Below are 18,247 nucleotides of genomic sequence, written 5' to 3'. Positions count from 1 at the left end.
CGACTCGCGTGACCCGTACGAATGTCTACGATCCTCGCATGTGCCGTCTGCGGCCGACATCCGGGAATGCCCCGGTGCGCCACTGACGTTTCCCCGGCCAGATGCGAACGGATTCCCTAGGGAGAGACATGTCCGAGAACGGCAGCAAGACCCCCGTCGACTTCTGGTTCGACCCGCTGTGCCCCTGGGCCTGGATGACGTCCCGCTGGATGCTGGAGGTCGAGAAGGTCCGGGACGTGGAGGTCCGCTGGCACGTCATGAGCCTCGCCGTCCTGAACGAGGACAAGCTCGACGAGCTCCCCGAGGAGTACCGCGAGATGCTGGCGACCCAGGCGTGGGGCCCCGTCCGCGTCGTCATCGCCGCCCAGCAGAAGCACGGCGACGAGATCCTCGGCAAGCTCTACACCGCGCTCGGCACCCGCTTCCACAACCGCGGCGAGGGCCCGACCCGCGAGGCGGTCGTCGGAGCACTGGAGGACGCAGGCCTGCCCGCCGACCTCGTCGACTACATGGACTCGGACGCGTACGACACGGAGCTGCGCGCCTCCCACAAGGAGGGCATCGACAAGGTCGGCCAGGAGGTCGGCACGCCGGTCATCGCCGTCCCCGGCGCCGACGGCTCGCAGGTCGCCTTCTTCGGCCCGGTCGTGACCCCCGCCCCCAAGGGCGAGGCCGCCGCGAAGCTCTGGGACGGCACGCTGCTCGTGGCGTCGACGCCGGGCTTCTACGAGATCAAGCGGACCCGCACCCAGGGCCCGATCTTCGACTGAGCCGCACCCGGAACCGCACCCGTACCGCGCCCCGGCATGCCGAAAGGCCCCCGTGAGTCACGTCCTCACGGGGGCCTTTCTCCATTCACCTGCCCCGGTGAAGGTTGAGAAGATGATCACGAGGCAGGACCTTCACGGGCTGTCACCGGGGGAGCGGACGACAGCCCTGGTTCAGGGGGCCAGCAGCAGGCTGTTGACCCGCTCCTTCGCGGCGGCGTAACGCTTCGCCACGTCCTGCCAGTTGACGACCTGCCACATGGCCTCGATGAAGTCGACCTTCTGGTTCTTGTACTGAAGGTAGAAGGCGTGCTCCCAGGCGTCGAAGACCAGGATCGGCGTGGAGCCCTGGCCGACGTTGCCCTGGTGGTCGTAGACCTGCTCGACGATGAGGCGGCCGCTGAGCGGCTCGTAGGCGAGCACGCCCCAGCCGGAGCCCTGCGTCGTCGCCGAGGCCTTGGTCAGCTGGGCCTTGAACTTGGCGAAGGAGCCGAAGGACTCGGTGATCGCGTCCGCGAGGTCGCCGACACCGTCGGCGGCCAGCGGCTCGCCGCCACCGCCGTCCTTCGGGCTGTTCATGTTGTGCCAGTAAATGCTGTGCAGGATGTGACCGGAGAGGTGGAAGGCCAGGTTCTTCTCCAGGCCGTTGATGGCGCCCCACGTCTCCTTGTCGCGAGCCTCCTCCAGCTGCTCAAGGGTGTCGTTCGCGCCCTTCACGTACGCCGCGTGGTGCTTGTCGTGGTGCAGCTCGATGATCTGCGGGTTGATGACGGGTTCGAGCGCCGCGTAGTCGTACGGAAGTTCAGGAAGCGTGTAAATGGCCATGAGTCCGAGCCCTCCGACTGCTGCTCTGCTGTGGTGCGCTTTTGTGTTGCCCAAGTTATTGCAACTATCTCGCAAGTGCAGGCTAGCAGCAGGAAACCCGAGAAGTTGATCAGCCCTTCGTCCTAGGTCCGCGGGTCGGCGGCCGGGACGCGGAAAGGCCCCGGACCACAAGGTCCGGGGCCTTCTCGTACGTCTCGGGCTGAGACGTCCTAGACGACTGCCGCCCGCTTCTCCGCCATCTTCTGCCGCACGAACCCGATCACGGCGAGCCCCAGCGTCAGCGCGCCCGTGGCGAGCAACTGCTTGCGCGTGTCCGGCTGGTCGGTCATCAGGTAGAAGACGTACGCCATGGCGGCCAGCGCCACCCACGTCAGGAACGGGAAGCCCCACATCTTCACGACCAGCTTCTCCGGGGCCTCGCGCTCCGTCCTGCGGCGCAGGATCAGCTGCGAGACGGCGATGAAGATCCAGACGACCAGGATCATCGCGCCGATCATGTTGAGCAGCCAGGGGAAGACGTCGTCGGGGCGCCAGTAGCTGAGCAGGACGCAGACGAAGCCGAAGACCGAGGAGGCGAGGACGGCGAGGCGCGGCACGCCGCTGTACACGCGGCCGAGCACCTTCGGGCCCTGGCCGCGCTCGATCAGGGAGTACGACATGCGCGAGGCGCCGTAGATGTTGGCGTTCATCGCGGAGAGCAGGGCGACCAGGACGATGACGTTCATGATCTCGCCGGCGGCGGGGATGCCCAGGTGGTCGAGTGTGGCGACGTACGGACCCTTGGCGACGACTTCCTTGTTGTCCCACGGCAGCAGCGTGACGACGACGAGCATCGAGCCGACGTAGAAGACGGCGATGCGCCACATCGCCGTGCGCACGGCCTTGGCGACGCTCTTGACCGGGTTCTCGGACTCGGCGGCGGCGATCGTGACGGTCTCCAGGCCGCCGTACGCGAAGACGGAGGCGAGGAGGCCGATGATCAGGCCGTCCGTGCCGTTCGGCATGAACCCGCCCTCGCCGCTGAGGTTCTCCAGGCCGGGGGCCGGGGCGTCCGAGCCGGGCAGGATGCCGAGGATCGCGAGGGCGCCGATGCCGAGGAACAGCGTGATGGCGCCGACCTTGAGGGCGGCGAACCAGAACTCGAACTCGCCGAAGTTCTTCACGGCCGTCAGGTTCGCGCCGCAGAACACCAGCATGAAGAGGGCGACCCACGCCCACTCCGGGCTGTCGGGGAACCAGCCCACCATGATCTTGGCGGCGCCGATGCCCTCCAGGCCGACGGCGACACAGAGCAGGAACCAGAAGCCCCAGCCCGCGGTGAAGCCCGCCCACGGACCGATGGCCCGCTCGGCGTGGACCGAGAAGGAGCCCGACGCCGGGTTGGCGGCCGACATCTCGCCCAGCATGCGCATCACCAGCATGACGAGCGCGCCGGACAGCGCGTAGGCGAGGACGATCGAGGGACCGGCCGCGGCGATGCCCGCCCCGGACCCCACGAAGAGACCGGCCCCGATCACGCCACCGAGAGCGATCATGGAAAGATGCCGCTGCTTGAGGCCGTGCACGAGCGGCGAGTCGGCCTTGGGGGCCTCTTCGGGTGCTGCGTCCTGCTGGGTGGACGTCCGAGACATGGGCGTGCCCTGTTCAGTAGCCGAGACGGGGGAGCGAGCGGCCCACAGTCTGAGCTCCGGTACCGCTGACAGGGAACACTTGACCGCTATACGGACACGACGCTCACACGTTGTGAAGAAATGTGCACAACAAGTTCATCTGCCCTTCACGCGCGCCGCGTGCCACTCCCGCAGCCCCGCGATCACCAGGACGAGCCCCGTCGCCCCGGCCGACCACAGCAGCTGCGGCCGCGCCCCCTCGTCCGTCAGCATCAGCCCCAGCACGGCGGCCATCGCGGCCAGCGCCGCCCACGTCAGATACGGGAACGCCCACATCCGCAGCACCAGCCGCTCCGGCGCCTCCCGCTCGACGCGCCGGCGCAGCCGCAGCTGCGAGACCGCGATCAGCGCCCAGACGAAGAGGAGCACCGCGCCGACGGAGTTGAGCATGTAGAGGAAGACGGAGTCCGGCCACTTCAGATTGAGGACGACGGAGACGAAGCCGAAGGCGACGGAGGCGAGGACCGCGCGGCGCGGCACGCCGCCGCCGGAGACCGTCAGGAGGGCCTTCGGCGCCTCGCCGCGCTCGGCCAGCGAGAAGACCATCCGGGACGAGCCGTAGAGGTTGGCGTTGAGCGCGGAGAGCAGCGCCACGAACACCACGATGTTCATGATGGTCCCGGCGGACGGCACCCCGATCGCGTCGAGGACCGTCACGTACGGGCTGGCCCCGGCCCGCTGCGCCGTCCAGGGCAGCACGGTCACGATGACGAGCATCGACCCGACGTAGAAGAAGAGGATGCGGTAGACCGCGCTGCGCACCGCGCGGGCCACCGAGCGCACCGGGTCGTCGGACTCGGCGGCCGCGATGGTCACGACCTCCAGGCCGCCGAACGCGAAGACGACGGCGAGGACGCCCGAGACGACGCCCTCCCAGCCGTTCGGCAGGAACCCGCCCTGCCCGGTGAGGTTGGTGAGGCCCACCGGGTCCGTGTCGGGCAGCACGCCGAAGACCGCGAGCAGCCCGAGGACCAGGAACGCGACGATCGCGAAGACCTTCAGGGCCGCGAACCAGAACTCGAACTCGCCGAAGTTCTTCACCGAGGCGAGGTTGGCCGCGGTGAAGACCAGCATGAAGATCAGGACCCAGGCCCACTGCGGCACCGCGGGCGCCCAGCCGTTGGCGATCTGCGCGGCGCCGGTCGCCTCCACGGCGAGCACGACCACCAGCAGGAACCAGTAGAGCCAGCCGACGCTGAACCCGGCCCACCGGCCGAGCGCGCGCTCCGCGTGCACGGAGAAGGAGCCCGACGCGGGCATCGCGGCCGACATCTCGCCGAGCATCCGCATCACGCACATCGCGAGCGCGCCCGCGATCAGATACGACACGACGATGCCGGGGCCCGCGACCGAGATCCCCGCCCCCGACCCCACGAACAGCCCGGCGCCGATGACGCCGCCGAGCCCGAGCATGGTCAGGTGCCGCTGCTTGAGACCGCCTCCCAGAGGCTCGGGGCGGCTTGCTGTTGTGGGCAGGCGTCCCGCACGGCGAGTGGGGCCTCCCCTGCCCGAGCGAAGCCGAGAGCTCGGGGAAGGGTGGGCACAACCCCCGGCGCCGGGTGCCGTCTTGTCGGGCGGCAATTGGTCGTGCATGGCGTTCAGCTTGCTCTCAGGGTGCTCAGTGGTTTAGCGGGACCCTACAGTCTCCCCGGGCGGCAGCCCCTCGCGCAAAACGGGGCACCCACCCGCCGACCTCCGTGACGAGCGTCACGCCTCCCGAGGTGTACGAACGCCCCTTTGTACGGAGCCCACCAAGGCCCCGCCCCCGGGTTGTCGGCCGATGACCGTGTTGCCGCGCCGCCGCCTGGGATAGCGTCGACGCGTTCCCCACCTGCCCACGTCCTCGCGGAGTCCCCGATGAGCATCGCCGCTGCCACCACCCGTCCCGGCCAGGTCCTCGCGGACCTGCTGCCCGCGTCCCGCGTGAAGGACGCGGCGCTCGTGCTCGGCGGCGCCGCGCTCACCGGGATCGCCGCCCAGATCGCGGTGCCCGTGCCGGGCTCCCCGGTGCCGGTGACCGGTCAGACCTTCGCCGCGCTGCTCGTCGGCACGTCGCTGGGCGCCCGCCGCGGCTTCCTCTCGCTCGCGCTGTACGCCCTCGTGGGCATGGCGGGCATGCCCTGGTTCGCCCAGGCGGGTTCCGGCGTCGCGGCGCCGTCCCTCGGCTACGTCCTCGGCATGCTGCTCGCCGCCACGGTGGTGGGCGCGCTGGCCCGCCGCGGCGGCGACCGTTCGGTGCTGCGCACGGCGGGCACGATGGTCCTCGGCTCGGCGATCATCTACGCGGTCGGTGTCCCCTACCTGGCCGCCGCCACCGGCATGTCGCTGACCCAGGCCGTCGCCGCCGGGCTCACGCCCTTCCTGATCGGCGACGCCCTGAAGGCCGCGCTCGCGATGGGCGCGCTGCCCACGGCGTGGAAGCTCCTCGACCGCTGACCGGTCGCTCCGGCCGCCGGCCGGGCTATCCGATGTTGTAGTTGCGCCTGAAGAGGTTCGCCGGGTCGTACGTGGCCTTCAACGCGGCGAGCCTCTTCAGCGTTTCCGGGTCGTACAGGCCCTCCGGCCGGTCGTTGCCGCCGAAGACGAAGTTGAGGGAGCGCCCGAGGACCTGCGGCGCGAGCAGCCGGAACGCCTCCGCGTGCACCTTCCGCTGGGTCTCGACGTCCGTCCCGTCCAGCGGCGACAGGAGCCGCAGGAGCCAGTTCGCCTCGCGGTGGGGCACCGCGTTTTGCGCGGGCCGCGCCAGCGCCCCGCCCAGGTGGTTGAGTTGCAGGACGTGCATGGTGGCCGCGCCGGGCCCGGCGAGCGCGAGGACGTCGGCGGCCGCGTCGACGTCGAGCCCGCTCAGGAGCACGTTGTCGCCGTAGAAGGCGTGCGGGAAGTCCGGGTCGCCGTGGATGGAGGGGCTCTCGGCGTACGGCAGCTCGCGCAGCGTGTCCGAGACGGTGGGCCCGATCTCCCGCAGGGGAGCCACGAGCCGCTCGCCCTCGGCCGCCGGGACGGTGGAGGCGACCCGGATCAGGAGGAGGTAGCGGCCCTTCAGGTGCGGCGGGAGCTGCGGCAGGTCCGGGTAGACGAGCGCGGCGAGCGAGGAGGTCACCTCGTCGGGCAGGGTCCGCGTCCATTGCTCGTAGCCGCGCAGCACGGCGGCCGGGTCGACCGCGCCGCCGTCGAACGCGAGGGCGCCGCCGTACACCCTGGCCACCGGCAGCAGGCCGATCTCCAGGCCGGTGACGACCCCGAGGTTCGCGCCGCCGCCGAGCAGCCCCCAGCAGAGCTCCGGGTCGCTGTCCGCCGTGACGTGGCGCAGGACGCCGTCCGCGGTGACGACGTCGAGCGAGCGGACGTGGTCGGCCGCGTAGCCGAACTCGCGGCCGAGGATGCCGAGTCCGCCGCCGAGGGTGTACGAGACGGCGCCCACGCTCGGCGCCGTGCCGTTCAGCGGGGCGAGGCCGTGCGCCACCGCGGCCTCGACGACCTGGCCCCAGCGGGCGCCCGCGCCGACGGTGACGGAGCGCGCTTCGGGGTCGACGCGCACGGAGTCCATCCGCCGCGTGCTGATCAGGACGCCGCCCTCGGAGGCTCCCGGCACGCCGTGCCCGGTGGCCTGGACGCCGACGGGCAGGCCGGCTTCGGCGGCGTACGACACCGCGGCGACGACGTCGTCGGCGTTCCGCGCGCCGAAGACGACGGCGGGCCGCGTCGCGAAGCCGGTCTGCATTCCGGCGAGTTCCGCTTCGTATCCGGCGTCGTCCGGCCGGAACACGAGTCGCTGGGCGGTGTGGTCCACGGGTGCCTCCGTTGTCTCGTCTGACACGGAGAGCATCGCGCACCGGTGGACCGCCCCGGCCTCAGCTCTTCTGCGACTCCACCGGAATTCCGTCGGAACCCCGGGGCCGCACCTTCTCGCGCACGAGCGAGAAGACGACGACGAAGGCGGCGGCGAGGAGCGAGAGCAGCACCTGCTTGCGGCCGGCCTCGTCGGTCAGCATGTAGACGAGCACGAACGAGATCATCCCGATCGTCACCCACGTCAGGTACGGGAAGAGCCACATCTTCACGACGAGCTTCTCCGGCTCCTCGCGCAGGATGATGCCGCGCATCCGCAGCTGCGTGAAGCTGATGATCAGCCACACGAAGAGGGCCACCGCGCCCGAGGAGTTGAGCAGGAAGTCGAAGACGGTGTCCTTCCACTGGTAGTTGAACCAGACGGCGACGAAACCGAAGACGACGGAGCCGAGGATCGCGGCCATCGGCACGCCCCGCGCGTTGGTGCGCGCGAAGGACTTGGGCGCGTCACCGCGCTGGCCGAGCGAGAAGGCCATGCGGGAGGCGGTGTAGAGGCCGGAGTTGAGGCAGGAGAGCACGGCGGTGAGGACGATGACGTTCATGACCTGGCCGGCGTGCGGGATGCCGATCGAGTTCAGCGCGGCGACGTAACTGCCGTGCTCGGTGATCGACTTGTCGTTCCACGGCAGGAGCGTGATGACGACGAAGATCGAGCCCAGGTAGAAGACGCCGATGCGCCAGATGACGCTGTTCGTCGCCTTGGTGACGGCGCGCTGCGGGTCCTCGGACTCGCCGGCGGCCAGCGTGACGATCTCGCTGCCCATGAAGGAGAAGACGACCATCAGCACACCGGTGAGGATGGCGCCCGCGCCCTTGGGCATGAAGCCGCCCGCGTCGGTGAGGTGCGCGAACCCGGCGCCGGGATTGTCGGAGCCGGGCAGCAGGCCGAAGACGGCGAGCAGACCGATGACGACGAAGCCGCCGATGGCGACGACCTTGATCCCGGCGAACCAGAACTCGAACTCGCCGTACGAGCCCACCGAGACGAGGTTCGTCGCGGTGAGGACGACCATCACGATCAGCGCCCAGCCCCACTGCGGGACGGCGGGTATCCAGCCGTTGAGGATGACGGCCCCCGCGGTGGCCTCCACGGCGAGCACGACGACCCAGAAGAACCAGTACAGCCAGCCGATGGAGAAGCCGGCCCAGCGGCCGAGGGCCTGGTCCGCGTAGGTGGAGAAGGAGCCGGAGGCGGGCCGGGCGGCGGCCATCTCGCCGAGCATCCGCATCACGAGGACGACCATCGTGCCGACGAGGGCGTACGAGATGAGGATCGCGGGCCCGGCGGCGGCGATGCCGGAGCTGGAGCCGACGAAGAGACCGGCGCCGATCACGCCGCCGATGGCGATCATCGAGAGGTGGCGGTTCTTCAGACCCGCCTTGAGGCCGTCGCCGGTGTCACCACTCTGGCCGGACTGCGGATCCCCAGGGGATGTGGGGCTGCTGTCTGCCTTCGCAAGGGAGGGTTGCGAGGTCATGGACGAATCCTTAAGTTCTCGGGTCACGAGCCCCCGCATTCAAACTCAGGGGTGAACGGGACGGAAGTCCTGAATCCGGATCGTTGTATTCCGGCCAATGGCCTGGACCAACGTCCCGTCCATGGTGATCCCGGCGAGCTCCCGACAAGACCAAGGTCCTGCCCGGTCGCGGCTACCCGCCCCGCGACATGCCACACTCGGTCCCATGCGCGTGTACCTCGGCTCGGATCATGCCGGCTACGAACTCAAGAACCACCTGGTCGAATGGCTCAAGAGCCACGGCCACGAGCCCGTCGACTGCGGGCCCCACATCTATGACGCCCAGGACGACTACCCGCCGTTCTGCCTGCGCGCCGCGGAAAAGACCGCCGCGGACCCGGAGGCCCTCGGCATCGTCATCGGCGGCTCGGGCAACGGCGAGCAGATCGCCGCGAACAAGGTGAAGGGCGTGCGGGCGGCCCTGGCCTGGAGCGAGCAGACCGCGGCGCTCGGCCGCGAGCACAACGACGCCAACGTCATCTCGATCGGCGGCCGCATGCACACCCAGGAAGAGGCGACGAAGTTCGTCGAGATCTTCCTGGCCACGCCGTACTCGGGTGAGGAGCGTCACACGCGCCGCATCGAGATGCTGTCGCGGTACGAGGAGACGGGCGAGCTGCCCGAAATCCCGGCGCACCACCCTCAGCCGTAGTTGAACCTTCGCCGGGCGGCGCTGGAGTTTTTCAGCCCGTCCGGCGTTTGAGGACGAGCCCTCAAGGCGATTCATTCACCGCACCACCCCCGGAGGGACCCGTGCCGGAGGGGCACACGATTCACCGGCTGGCGGCCGACCACCGGGAGCGCTTCCAGGGCCGCCCGGTCCTGGCCACCAGCCCGCAGGGCAAGTTCTCCGACAGCGCCGCCCTGCTCACCGGCCAGGTGATGGACACCGCGGAGGCCCACGGCAAGCACCTCTTCCTGGGCTTCGCCGGGACCGGCTGGGTCCACATCCACCTCGGGCTCTTCGGCAAGTACGCCCTCGGCGAGTGCCCCGCCCCGCCCCCCACGGACACCGTCCGGCTCCGCCTGCGGAACGAGTCGTACTACTCCGACCTGCGCGGCCCCACCACCTGCGCCCTCATCACGGACGAGGAGAAGCGGGCGATACACGACCGCCTCGGCCCCGACCCCCTGCGCGACGGCGACGACCCGGCCAAGGCCTACCACCGCATCTCCCGCAGCCGCACCACCGTCGCCGCCCTCCTCATGGACCAGAAGGTCATCGCGGGCGTCGGCAACGTCTACCGCGCGGAGGTCCTCTTCCGGCACGGCATCGACCCGTACACGCCGGGCAAGGAGCTCACCGAGGCGCGGTGGAACGCGATCTGGGCGGACCTCGTGGAGCTGATGCGCGAGGGAGTGCGGCTGAACCGCATCGACACCGTCAGGCCCGAGCACACCCCGGAGGCGATGGGTCGCCCGCCGCGCGTCGACGACCACGGCGGCGAGGTCTACGTCTACCGCAGGGCGAACCAGCCCTGCCACCTCTGCGGCACCGACATCCGCACCGCCGACCTGGCCGCCCGCAACCTCTTCTGGTGCCCCACCTGCCAGCGCCCGAGCTGAGCCGGGCCTCCCGCCCCCTTAAGATCCACTGACCGCTTTCACCAGCTCAACGGGGGTTCTCGCATGTTCGGCACCACATGGATCGACGGGCCGGTCGCCATCGTGATCGGCGTGCTCTTCCTCGCCTTCTATCTGCTGCCGTCGCTCATCGCCTTCAACCGGGGCGCCGAGCACCGCTGGCTGGTCCTCGTCATCAACCTCGTCTTCGGCGCCTCGGTCATCGGCTGGCTGATCGCCCTCTACCTCGCCACCCGCCGGCCGAAGGTGGCCTCCGTGCCCCGGACCGCCTAGAAACCGTGCGGCAGCCACGGCGCCACGTCGGAGCCGAAGGCCACCGAGGCCTCGGTCAGGGCGCCCTGGCGCAGCTCCCGCACCCGGCCGGCGCCCGCCAGTGACGTCAGGGAGGTGCCGCCGAGGTAGGCGGCGCCCAACTCCCGTACGGACAGGGCGAGATCGGCCGCGTCGTCCGTGCGCTCGCACGAGGCGCCCTTCGTGTCGCCGGTGAGCCGCCAACGCCCCTCGTTCCAGGGGCAGAAGGCGTCCTCGACCTCGAACACCACGTCGAGGGGCGTCTGGTAGGTACGCGCCTCAAGTGCGGCGCCCACCTCGACGAGCCGCACGTACAGCGAGTCGCCCACCCGCAGGTCGCACCGGCGGACGTCCGAGACGAGCTGGAGCAGCGGGTCGTCCACCGGTCGGTTCCGGGAGATCACCGACGACGTCAGGTCGATGTCGAAGAGGAACCGCCACAACGCCGCGTACGCCGCCGGGTCCAGCCCCTCGATGTCGCGCACCCGCACCACGCCCTTGGGGCCCTGCGTGTCCCACTCCGGCTTGATGGCGTACCGCACATACCCGACGAGCTCCCCCGCGCGCTCGGCGACCACGCATTGCAGCGGTGACGCGCCGTCCCTGTCGTCCTTCGGGTCGAGCAGCCCGAGCCGCTCCCACCCCGGCTGCCGGGCCAGCATCCCCGGCCGCCCGGTGACCCGGCGCGCGTACAGCGCCTCGCACGCGTCGTGGACGTCGGCGGCCACCGCGTACCTCAGGGATACGTCATCCGTACCCGCCGGGACGGACAGCCGCACCCGGGTCGTGTCGATGTCGGCCCGCATCTGCTGGGTGGCCGCGCCGTACCCGAAGCGGCCGTAGATGGCCGGCTCGGAGGCGGTGAGCACGGCCAGCGCCTCGCCCCGCGCGCGCACGTCGTCGAGCTGGCGCCGCATCATCGACGTCAGGATCCCGCGCCGCCGGTGCGTCGCCGCGACGCCCACCATCGTCACGCCCGCCGCGTCCACCAGCGCGCCGCCCGGCACACAGAGCCGGAAGGAGAACGCCCCCGCCGCACCGACACAGGCGTCCCCGTCCCACACGCCCATCGACCGGTCGAACTCGACGAGCTCGCGCCACAGCTCCTGCTCCTCCGCGGACTCCGGCACGCCGCCGAACGCGACATCCAATGTCCTGTACCAGGTGTCCCATTCGGTCTTCGCGAGCACGCGCAAGTCTGTCGTCATATGCCATGCCTACCAGGGCGATACCGCCCGGTGCGACAGGATTTCCACGCCCGCGGCCCGCCCTCCGACGGGGGACAACCGGGACCTCCCGTGCGAAGTACGCGCCCCGCTGGATAAGGTCCACGAGCAATGGTGGTACGAGGAGAAGGACGCGCACGCCGCGAACGGCGGGCGGCGGCCGAGACGTTCACGGCCCGGATGAAGAAGAGGGTGCACCGGGTCCGGATCGTGCTGCGCAAATCCGGGGTCGACTACTTCCGCGGCGACGGCTCCGACTGGGTGGCGCTGGCCGGCCTGCTCCTCACCGTGCCGGTGATCACCTGCTGCACCATCGTCAACAACGTCTGGTTCTCACCGGCCGCGCTCGTCCTGCCCATCGTCGCGGGCGGCCTGCTGCTGCGCCCCGCCAGCCTGCTCGGTCTCTACGCGGCGTCGGCGGTGGCCCTCATCGTGGAGTCCGTCCGGCTCGGCCCGTACACGGAAGGCGCCTCCCGCGTCACGCCCGGCGTCGTCCTGGTGGTCGCCGCCTGCGGCTTCTTCGGGCTCCTCATCGCCCAGTTCCGCAGCCGGGTCGGCGTCCCCTGGCGCGGCGGCGGCACCATGCTCTTCGACCTGCGCGAACGCATCCGCGTCCAGAGCAAGCTGCCGAAGCTGCCGCGCGGCTGGCACCGCGAGATGGCGCTGCGCCCGGCCGGCGGCCAGTCCTTCTCCGGCGACTTCGTGGTCGCCGCCCGCACGAACGGCGGCCGCACCCTGGAGGCCGTCCTCACCGACGTCTCCGGCAAGGGCATGGACGCGGGTTCGCGCGCGCTGCTCCTGTCCGGAGCCTTCGGCGGCCTGCTCGGCTCCCTGCCCCCGCACGCCTTCCTGCCCGCCGCCAACGGCTATCTGCTCCGCCAGGACTGGGACGAGGGCTTCGCGACCTCCATCCACCTCGTCCTCGACCTGGAGACCGGCGACTACGAACTGTTCTCCGCGGGCCACCCGCCCGGCCTCCAGCTCAGCGCGGGCAGCGGCCGCTGGGAGGAGAAGGCGGGGCAGGGCCCGCTCCTCGGCGTCTACGACGGGGCGCAGTTCGACCCCGTCAAGGGCGTCCTGCGCCCCGGCGACGTCCTGATGCTCTTCACGGACGGTCTCGTCGAGACGTCCGACCGCGACATCGCCGAGGGCATGGACCGCCTGACGGGCGAGGCCGACCGGTACGTGGCGGGGGGCTTCCACGGCGCGGCCTGGCATCTGATCGAGGCGGTCGCGAAGGACGTGAACGACGACAGGGCGCTGCTGCTCATCTGCCGGGAGGCGTGAACCGCCCCCCGGCACAGCCCTAGGCCCTGTCGTCACATTCCCGCCTGCCCGGCGGGCGGACGACGGGAATGTGACGACAGGACCTAGGGCACGGCCGACCTCGGCTCCGCCGCCACGTGGTCCCGGCCGCCGGGCAGGACCCGCGCCAGCCACTGCGACCGGCCCGCGGCCAGCGGTCCGAGGACCGCGAGCAGGAGCACGTACCCCGCGATGAAGGGGGAGAGCCGCTCGTCGAGGCCCGCGCCCGCCGCCATCGTGGCGAGGATGAGGGCGAACTCGCCGCGGGCGAGCAGCGTCGTGGAGATGTTCGCCGCGGGGCCCGCCCCGAAGCCGTACACCCGCGCCGCCCCGAGTCCCGCGAGGACGTTCATCAGGAGGGTCACCGCGACCGCCGCGAGGACCGGCCAGAGCACCACCGGCAGGTCGCCGGGGTCGATGGAGAGCCCGAACGCGAAGAAGAAGATCGCCCCGAACGCGTCGCGCAGCGGATGCACCAGCTTGCGGATGCGTTCGCCGGACGCCGTGCTGCCCAGCATCAGACCGACCATGAACGCGCCGATCGCGTCGGCCACCCCGAACCACTCGGAGACCCCGGCGACGAAGACGGCGACGCCGAGGAAGGAGATGACGAGCAGTTCGTCGTCGCGGGTGTCCATGAGCCGGCCGACGAGCCGCGTGCCGAAGCGGGCCGCGAGCGCGAGCAGGAGCAGGAAGCCGAAGGCCTTGCCGCCGTCGAGGACGGCCGCCGAGAGGCTGTTGGCGCCGGACAGGATCGGTTGCAGCGCCGCGAGGTAGAGGGCCAGGAAGATGTCCTCGACGACGATGATGCCGAGGATCGGCCTGGTCTCCGGATTGCCGAGGCGGCCGGTGTCGACCAGGACCTTCGTGACGATCGCGGAGGACGAGATGCCGAGCACTCCGGCGAGGACCAGCGCTTCGGAGGTGCCCCAGCCGAGCGCGAATCCGAAGCCCAGGCCGGCGCCGACGTTCAGGGCGAGGTAGGTGCCTCCGGCGACGGCCATCCTGCGGCCACCGGTCCTGAGGTCGTCCATGTGGAACTCGAGGCCCAGGTAGAAGAGCAGCAGGACCAGGCCGAGCGCCGAGAGCATCGCCAGGTCGTGGGGGTCGGAGACCAGGACGACGCCGGGGGTGTGGGGGCCGAGGAGGATCCCGGCCAGGATGAACAGGGGGATGGTGGGGAGTCCGATGCGGCCGCCGAGGCGGGCGAGGACGGCGGCGGCCAGAAAGGCACCGCCCATGGCTATCAGGGTGTCCGCGTGTCCGATGGGCCCGCTCCTTCGCGTAGGTCTGTTGGTCAAGGGTTCGTAAAGAACGCGTCAATAGTTAGCTTACCAAAGGGTTTCCCTGGGGTGAGGGTGACCAGAGGGGTGGGGTTTCCCCTACCTGGCATCGGCCAGCAGCCGTCATGGTCCACACCACCCCCCTCTCCGTAGGTTCGATACATCGCATTCGCACGGAGAAATGGACAGGAACATGGGGCTGCGGCGGAAGAAGAACCAGGTCGTCGAGGACGTACGCGTCATCGGCGCGCCGGCACACGGCGACTGGGCCGTCGAACTCCGGGGCGTCCGCCGCCAGTACGGCCGCGGCTCCGGCGCCGTCCACGCCCTCGCCGGCATCGACCTCGCCCTGCCGCGCGGCAGCTTCACCGCCGTCATGGGGCCCTCCGGTTCCGGCAAGTCGACGTTCCTTCAGTGCGCCGCGGGCCTCGACCGCCCCACCAGCGGCACCGTCCACCTCGGCGGCACCGAGATCACCGGCATGAGCGAGAACAAGCTCACCGCCCTGCGCCGCACCCGCCTCGGCTTCGTCTTCCAGGCCTTCAACCTGCTGCCGTCGCTGACCGTCGAACAGAACGTCGTCCTGCCGATGCGCCTCGCAGGCCACCGCCCCGACCACCGCAAGGCCGCCGAGATGCTCACCCGCGTCGGCCTCGGCGACAAGGGCGGCCGCCGCCCCGGCCAGCTCTCCGGCGGCCAGCAGCAGCGCGTCGCCATCGCCCGCGCCCTGGTCACGCAGCCCGACGTGATCTTCGCCGACGAGCCGACCGGCGCCCTCGACACCACCACCGCCACCGAGATCCTCGACCTCCTGCGCTCCGCCGTCGACCGCATGGGCGCCACCGTCGTCATGGTCACCCACGACCCGGCCGCCGCGGCCTACGCCGACCGCGTCCTCTTCCTCGCCGGCGGCTCCATCGTCGACTGCCTGGAGCGCGCCTCCGCCCAGCAGATCGCCGCCCGCATGACGACCCTGACCGCGCCCTCCTACGCGGGGGTGGCCGCGTAATGGCATACGTACCCAACGGCCTCGCCCGCGCGGCCGTCCGCTTCAAGCCCGCCGCCTTCGTCGGCACCTTCGTCGCCCTCATGATGGCCTCGCTGATCGTGGCCGCCTGCGGCATCCTCCTGGAGACGGGACTGCGCGCCTCCGTGCCGCCCGAGCGTTACGCGGGCGCACCCGTGGTCGCCGCCGCCGACCAGTCCGTCCACTTCGTCAGCGGCAGCGGCGAGGAGAGGACCGAGTCGGACATCCCGCTGCCCGACCAGGCGCGGCTCGACGACTCCCTGGTCGCCAAGGCCGGTGCGGTGCCCGGCGCCCGCGCCGCCGTCCCCGACGTCACCTTCCCCGTGCACTCCGGCGGCAAGGACGTCACCGCGCACGGCTGGGGCTCCACCGCCTTCACCGGCGAGAAGCTGACCGCCGGCCGCGCCCCGCACCCCGGCGAGGTCGTCCTCGCCGCACCCGGCGCCTCCGTCGGCGACCGCACCACGCTCACCACCGCTGACGGACCGCGCGACTTCCGCGTCTCCGGCACGGTCGAGCCCCGCCAGGGCGCGCTCACCGCCTGGTTCGACGACGCCGAGGCCGTCCGCGTCTCCGGACACCCCGGCCGCGTCGACGCCATCGCCGTACTGCCCAAGGCGGGCGTCTCCGCCGACACCCTCAAGGACCAGGTGGCGCACGCCGTCGGCGAGAAGGCCGACGTCCACACCGGCGACGACCGCAGCGCGGCCGAGGGCCCCCAGCTCGCCTACGCCAAGAACCTGCTCACCGCGCTCGGCGGCTCCTTCGGCGGCATCGCCGCGCTCACCGCCGTCTTCACCTCCGCCGGCACCGTCGCCCTCTCGGTCGGCCAGCGCGCCCGCGAATACGCGCTGCTGCGCGCCATCGGCACCACCCCGCGCCAGATCCGCCGCACCATCGCCACCGAGACCCTGCTCGTCGCACCCGTCGCCGGAGCGGTCGGCGTGCTGCCCGGCATCGCCCTCGCCACCTGGTGGTTCGGGCAGCTGAAGGAGAAGGGCGCGGTCCCCGAGGCCGTCGACCTGTCCGTCTCCTTCCTCCCGCTCGCCGCCGCCGTCGGCGTCGCCGTCCTCACCGCACTCGGCGCCGGATACATGGCCGCCCGCCGCCCCTCCCGCATCAAGCCGGGCCAGGCGCTCAGCGAGGCCGCCGTGGAGCGCGTGCAACTCGGCTGGATCCGTACGCCGCTGGGCATCGCCGCCGCCGTCGGCGGCGCGGTCTTCGCCGGGTTCGCCGCGAGCAACACCGGCGACGACGCGGCGAACGCGGCCCTCGGCGTCGTCATGCTCTTCATGCTCGCCGTCGCCCTGCTCGGCCCGCTCGTGGCCCGCGGCTGCGCCGCCCTGTTCGGCCTCCCGCTGCGCGGCGCCGGAGCGTCCGCCTCGCTCGCGGCCGCCAACTCCCGTTCCAACGCCCGCCGTCTCGCCTCCGCGATCACCCCGATCGTCCTCGCCATGGCCTTCTCCTCCGTCCTCGTCTTCATGCACACCAGCCAGGACCGGGTCGCCGCCGACCAGCAGCGCGAGGGCATCACCGCCGACCACATCGTCACCTCCGACGCGGGCCTCGCCCCGGGCGCGGTGACGAAGGCCGCCGGCACCGAAGGGGTCACCTCCGCCGTCGGCCTGCTCAAGACCTCCGTGCTCGTCCCCGTGGGCTCCGGCGCCGACCGCTGGCTGGAGTCGGCGTCGACCCAGGGCGTCACCGGCTCCGCCGCCGACCTCGCGAAGGTCCAGGACCTGAAGGTCGAGACCGGCACCCTGAAGCTCGGCAAGGGGGAGATCGCCATCGACGCCAACCTCGCCCGGTCCGCGCACGTGGAGACCGGCGACCGCCTTCACCTCCGCCTGCCCGACGGCACCAAGGCCGCGCCGAAGGTCGTGGCGACGTACGGCAGGGGCCTCGGCCTCGCCCAGGCCACCATGTCCGCGGCCGACCTCAAGCCGCACGTCACCTCGTCCTTCGCCACCGAGATCTGGACGAAGGGCGGCTCGGAGCAGGCACTCGCCGCCCTCGGCACCCTCCAGGACCGCGACGGCTACGCCACCGCCCAGTCCCTCGACCGTGAGCTCAACGCCTGGGCCAACACCACCATGGCGGCCGTGCTCGGCGGCTTCGCGGCCATCGCCGCGATCAACACCTTGGTCATGACGGTCCTCGACCGCCGCCGCGAACTCGGCACGCTGCGCCTGATCGGCTCCACGCGCCGCCAGGTGATGCGCATGATCAGCTGGGAGGCGCTGCTCGTCGCCTGCGCGGGCATCGTCATCGGCTCGGCGATCGCCCTCGCCACGCTCGTCCCGATGATGAAGGGCCTGACCGGCGAGGCCCCGTACATCCCGCCGCTGCTGTACGGCTCCTTCGTGGGCGGGGTCCTGGTCCTCGGCCTGGCCTCGGCGACGATCCCGGCGAGGGCGGCACTAAAGTCGGCCGCATGACGCACGCCGAGCAGGGCCCGCAGCTCCTGACCCTTCCCGAGGTGGAAGCGATCGCCCGCGAGGCCCACGCCGGCCAGACCGACAAGGCGGGCCGCCCCTACGCCGAGCACCTGATGGCCGTGGCCGACGGGGTGCGGGCGAGGGGCGGCGACGCCGAGCAGATCGCCGCGGCCTGGCTGCACGACTCCGTCGAGGACGACGCCCTCTCGGAGCGGTGGCTGCGCGAGGCCCCCCTCGCCCCGCGCACGAAGGACATCGTCCTGGCGCTCACCAAGCGCGCGGGGGAGTCCCAGGAGGCGTACGCGGAACGCGTTCTCGCCACCCCCGGCGCCCGCCTCGTGAAGGAGGCGGACCTGGCCCACAACGCGGACCCGGCCCGCCTCGCGGTGCTCGACGCGACGACAAGGGCGCGCCTGACGGCGAAGTACGCCACCATGCGCGCCCTGTTGGGGATCGGCTGAGGGA

The 18,247-nt window shown here is 71.3% G+C and carries 16 protein-coding genes; 9 read left to right on the top strand and 7 right to left on the bottom strand.

All coding sequences use genetic code 11. The annotated features are described in order from the left end of the window. Positions 1-128: 128 nt before the first annotated feature. The gene (locus ACZ4Z4_RS02650) at positions 129-770 is read left to right on the top strand and encodes a mycothiol-dependent nitroreductase Rv2466c family protein (RefSeq protein WP_468321139.1); all 642 of its coding nucleotides are present in this window, start codon (positions 129-131) and stop codon (positions 768-770) included. Between the two features lie 171 nt (positions 771-941). Here ACZ4Z4_RS02650 and ACZ4Z4_RS02645 read toward each other — a convergent pair whose 3' ends face one another. The 3 genes from ACZ4Z4_RS02645 to ACZ4Z4_RS02635 all read right to left on the bottom strand — a co-directional run bounded on the left by ACZ4Z4_RS02645 (position 942) and on the right by ACZ4Z4_RS02635 (position 4,675). Further along, positions 942-1,592, bottom strand: a complete 651-nt coding sequence (locus tag ACZ4Z4_RS02645; protein WP_362339562.1) for a superoxide dismutase — start codon at positions 1,590-1,592, stop codon at positions 942-944. 209 nt (positions 1,593-1,801) lie between these two features. Further along, positions 1,802-3,223, bottom strand: coding sequence for an amino acid permease (locus tag ACZ4Z4_RS02640; RefSeq protein ID WP_468321136.1), 1,422 nt, complete (start codon positions 3,221-3,223; stop codon positions 1,802-1,804). A 135-nt stretch (positions 3,224-3,358) separates the two neighbouring features. Beyond that, positions 3,359-4,675 (bottom strand): amino acid permease, encoded by a 1,317-nt coding sequence (locus tag ACZ4Z4_RS02635; protein WP_468321134.1) that lies wholly within the window; start codon positions 4,673-4,675, stop codon positions 3,359-3,361. 444 nt (positions 4,676-5,119) lie between these two features. Here ACZ4Z4_RS02635 and ACZ4Z4_RS02630 point away from each other — a divergent pair, with 444 nt between their 5' ends. Next, positions 5,120-5,698, top strand: coding sequence for a biotin transporter BioY (locus tag ACZ4Z4_RS02630; protein WP_398297800.1), 579 nt, complete (start codon positions 5,120-5,122; stop codon positions 5,696-5,698). A 25-nt stretch (positions 5,699-5,723) separates the two neighbouring features. Here ACZ4Z4_RS02630 and ACZ4Z4_RS02625 read toward each other — a convergent pair whose 3' ends face one another. Both ACZ4Z4_RS02625 and ACZ4Z4_RS02620 read right to left on the bottom strand, forming a co-directional pair. After that, positions 5,724-6,983, bottom strand: a complete 1,260-nt coding sequence (locus tag ACZ4Z4_RS02625) for an FAD-binding oxidoreductase (protein ID WP_468322084.1) — start codon at positions 6,981-6,983, stop codon at positions 5,724-5,726. 130 nt (positions 6,984-7,113) lie between these two features. Further along, positions 7,114-8,589: an amino acid permease gene (locus ACZ4Z4_RS02620; protein WP_468321131.1), complete on the bottom strand. Its 1,476-nt coding sequence runs from the start codon at positions 8,587-8,589 to the stop codon at positions 7,114-7,116. 205 nt (positions 8,590-8,794) lie between these two features. Here ACZ4Z4_RS02620 and ACZ4Z4_RS02615 point away from each other — a divergent pair, with 205 nt between their 5' ends. From ACZ4Z4_RS02615 to ACZ4Z4_RS02605, 3 genes are all read left to right on the top strand, one after another. Beyond that, the gene (locus ACZ4Z4_RS02615) at positions 8,795-9,280 is read left to right on the top strand and encodes a ribose-5-phosphate isomerase (protein ID WP_468321129.1); all 486 of its coding nucleotides are present in this window, start codon (positions 8,795-8,797) and stop codon (positions 9,278-9,280) included. A gap of 101 nt (positions 9,281-9,381) precedes the next feature. Next, positions 9,382-10,194, top strand: a complete 813-nt coding sequence (locus ACZ4Z4_RS02610; RefSeq protein WP_468321126.1) for an Fpg/Nei family DNA glycosylase — start codon at positions 9,382-9,384, stop codon at positions 10,192-10,194. A gap of 63 nt (positions 10,195-10,257) precedes the next feature. Next, a complete protein-coding gene (locus ACZ4Z4_RS02605; protein WP_468321124.1) occupies positions 10,258-10,485 on the top strand; it encodes a superinfection immunity protein in 228 nt (75 codons plus the stop codon). Here ACZ4Z4_RS02605 and ACZ4Z4_RS02600 read toward each other — a convergent pair. Then, a complete protein-coding gene (locus ACZ4Z4_RS02600; RefSeq protein WP_468321121.1) occupies positions 10,482-11,711 on the bottom strand; it encodes a GNAT family N-acetyltransferase in 1,230 nt (409 codons plus the stop codon). The two genes, ACZ4Z4_RS02605 and ACZ4Z4_RS02600, sit on opposite strands and share 4 nt — an antisense overlap. A gap of 129 nt (positions 11,712-11,840) precedes the next feature. Between ACZ4Z4_RS02600 and ACZ4Z4_RS02595 the strand changes: the two genes are divergently transcribed. Continuing rightward, complete coding sequence (locus ACZ4Z4_RS02595) at positions 11,841-13,016, top strand: PP2C family protein-serine/threonine phosphatase (RefSeq protein WP_468321118.1); 1,176 nt, start codon at positions 11,841-11,843, stop codon at positions 13,014-13,016. 83 nt (positions 13,017-13,099) lie between these two features. Here ACZ4Z4_RS02595 and ACZ4Z4_RS02590 read toward each other — a convergent pair whose 3' ends face one another. Beyond that, a complete protein-coding gene (locus ACZ4Z4_RS02590) occupies positions 13,100-14,275 on the bottom strand; it encodes a cation:proton antiporter (protein WP_468321115.1) in 1,176 nt (391 codons plus the stop codon). Between the two features lie 235 nt (positions 14,276-14,510). Here ACZ4Z4_RS02590 and ACZ4Z4_RS02585 point away from each other — a divergent pair, with 235 nt between their 5' ends. From ACZ4Z4_RS02585 to ACZ4Z4_RS02575, 3 genes are read left to right on the top strand one after another with little or no spacing between them, the layout of a single operon-like run. Next, the gene (locus ACZ4Z4_RS02585; protein WP_468322081.1) at positions 14,511-15,326 is read left to right on the top strand and encodes an ABC transporter ATP-binding protein; all 816 of its coding nucleotides are present in this window, start codon (positions 14,511-14,513) and stop codon (positions 15,324-15,326) included. After that, positions 15,326-17,782: an FtsX-like permease family protein gene (locus ACZ4Z4_RS02580; RefSeq protein WP_468321113.1), complete on the top strand. Its 2,457-nt coding sequence runs from the start codon at positions 15,326-15,328 to the stop codon at positions 17,780-17,782. Before ACZ4Z4_RS02585 ends, ACZ4Z4_RS02580 begins: the two co-directional genes overlap by 1 nt. Then, positions 17,779-18,243 (top strand): HD domain-containing protein, encoded by a 465-nt coding sequence (locus ACZ4Z4_RS02575; RefSeq protein ID WP_468321111.1) that lies wholly within the window; start codon positions 17,779-17,781, stop codon positions 18,241-18,243. Before ACZ4Z4_RS02580 ends, ACZ4Z4_RS02575 begins: the two co-directional genes overlap by 4 nt. Positions 18,244-18,247 lie beyond the last annotated feature (4 nt).

Source organism: Streptomyces sp. NPDC030245 (genome assembly GCF_055572995.1).
The sequence above is the reverse complement of the archived record's forward strand: the minus strand, read 5'-3'. Positions and strand labels throughout refer to the sequence as shown.

What these genes read in the sequence shown, in the direction of transcription:
- ACZ4Z4_RS02620 (WP_468321131.1), bottom strand. Translation starts at nt 8,589, where the DNA reads ATGACCTCGCAACCCTCCCTTGCGAAGGCAGACAGCAGCCCCACATCC.
- ACZ4Z4_RS02600 (WP_468321121.1), bottom strand. Translation starts at nt 11,711, where the DNA reads ATGACGACAGACTTGCGCGTGCTCGCGAAGACCGAATGGGACACCTGG.
- ACZ4Z4_RS02585 (WP_468322081.1), top strand. Translation starts at nt 14,511, where the DNA reads ATGGGGCTGCGGCGGAAGAAGAACCAGGTCGTCGAGGACGTACGCGTC.
- ACZ4Z4_RS02640 (WP_468321136.1), bottom strand. Translation starts at nt 3,223, where the DNA reads ATGTCTCGGACGTCCACCCAGCAGGACGCAGCACCCGAAGAGGCCCCC.
- ACZ4Z4_RS02595 (WP_468321118.1), top strand. Translation starts at nt 11,841, where the DNA reads ATGGTGGTACGAGGAGAAGGACGCGCACGCCGCGAACGGCGGGCGGCG.
- ACZ4Z4_RS02630 (WP_398297800.1), top strand. Translation starts at nt 5,120, where the DNA reads ATGAGCATCGCCGCTGCCACCACCCGTCCCGGCCAGGTCCTCGCGGAC.
- ACZ4Z4_RS02625 (WP_468322084.1), bottom strand. Translation starts at nt 6,983, where the DNA reads ATGCAGACCGGCTTCGCGACGCGGCCCGCCGTCGTCTTCGGCGCGCGG.
- ACZ4Z4_RS02635 (WP_468321134.1), bottom strand. Translation starts at nt 4,675, where the DNA reads ATGCTCGGGCTCGGCGGCGTCATCGGCGCCGGGCTGTTCGTGGGGTCG.
- ACZ4Z4_RS02615 (WP_468321129.1), top strand. Translation starts at nt 8,795, where the DNA reads ATGCGCGTGTACCTCGGCTCGGATCATGCCGGCTACGAACTCAAGAAC.
- ACZ4Z4_RS02645 (WP_362339562.1), bottom strand. Translation starts at nt 1,592, where the DNA reads ATGGCCATTTACACGCTTCCTGAACTTCCGTACGACTACGCGGCGCTC.
- ACZ4Z4_RS02575 (WP_468321111.1), top strand. Translation starts at nt 17,779, where the DNA reads ATGACGCACGCCGAGCAGGGCCCGCAGCTCCTGACCCTTCCCGAGGTG.
- ACZ4Z4_RS02580 (WP_468321113.1), top strand. Translation starts at nt 15,326, where the DNA reads ATGGCATACGTACCCAACGGCCTCGCCCGCGCGGCCGTCCGCTTCAAG.
- ACZ4Z4_RS02605 (WP_468321124.1), top strand. Translation starts at nt 10,258, where the DNA reads ATGTTCGGCACCACATGGATCGACGGGCCGGTCGCCATCGTGATCGGC.
- ACZ4Z4_RS02650 (WP_468321139.1), top strand. Translation starts at nt 129, where the DNA reads ATGTCCGAGAACGGCAGCAAGACCCCCGTCGACTTCTGGTTCGACCCG.
- ACZ4Z4_RS02590 (WP_468321115.1), bottom strand. Translation starts at nt 14,275, where the DNA reads ATGGGCGGTGCCTTTCTGGCCGCCGCCGTCCTCGCCCGCCTCGGCGGC.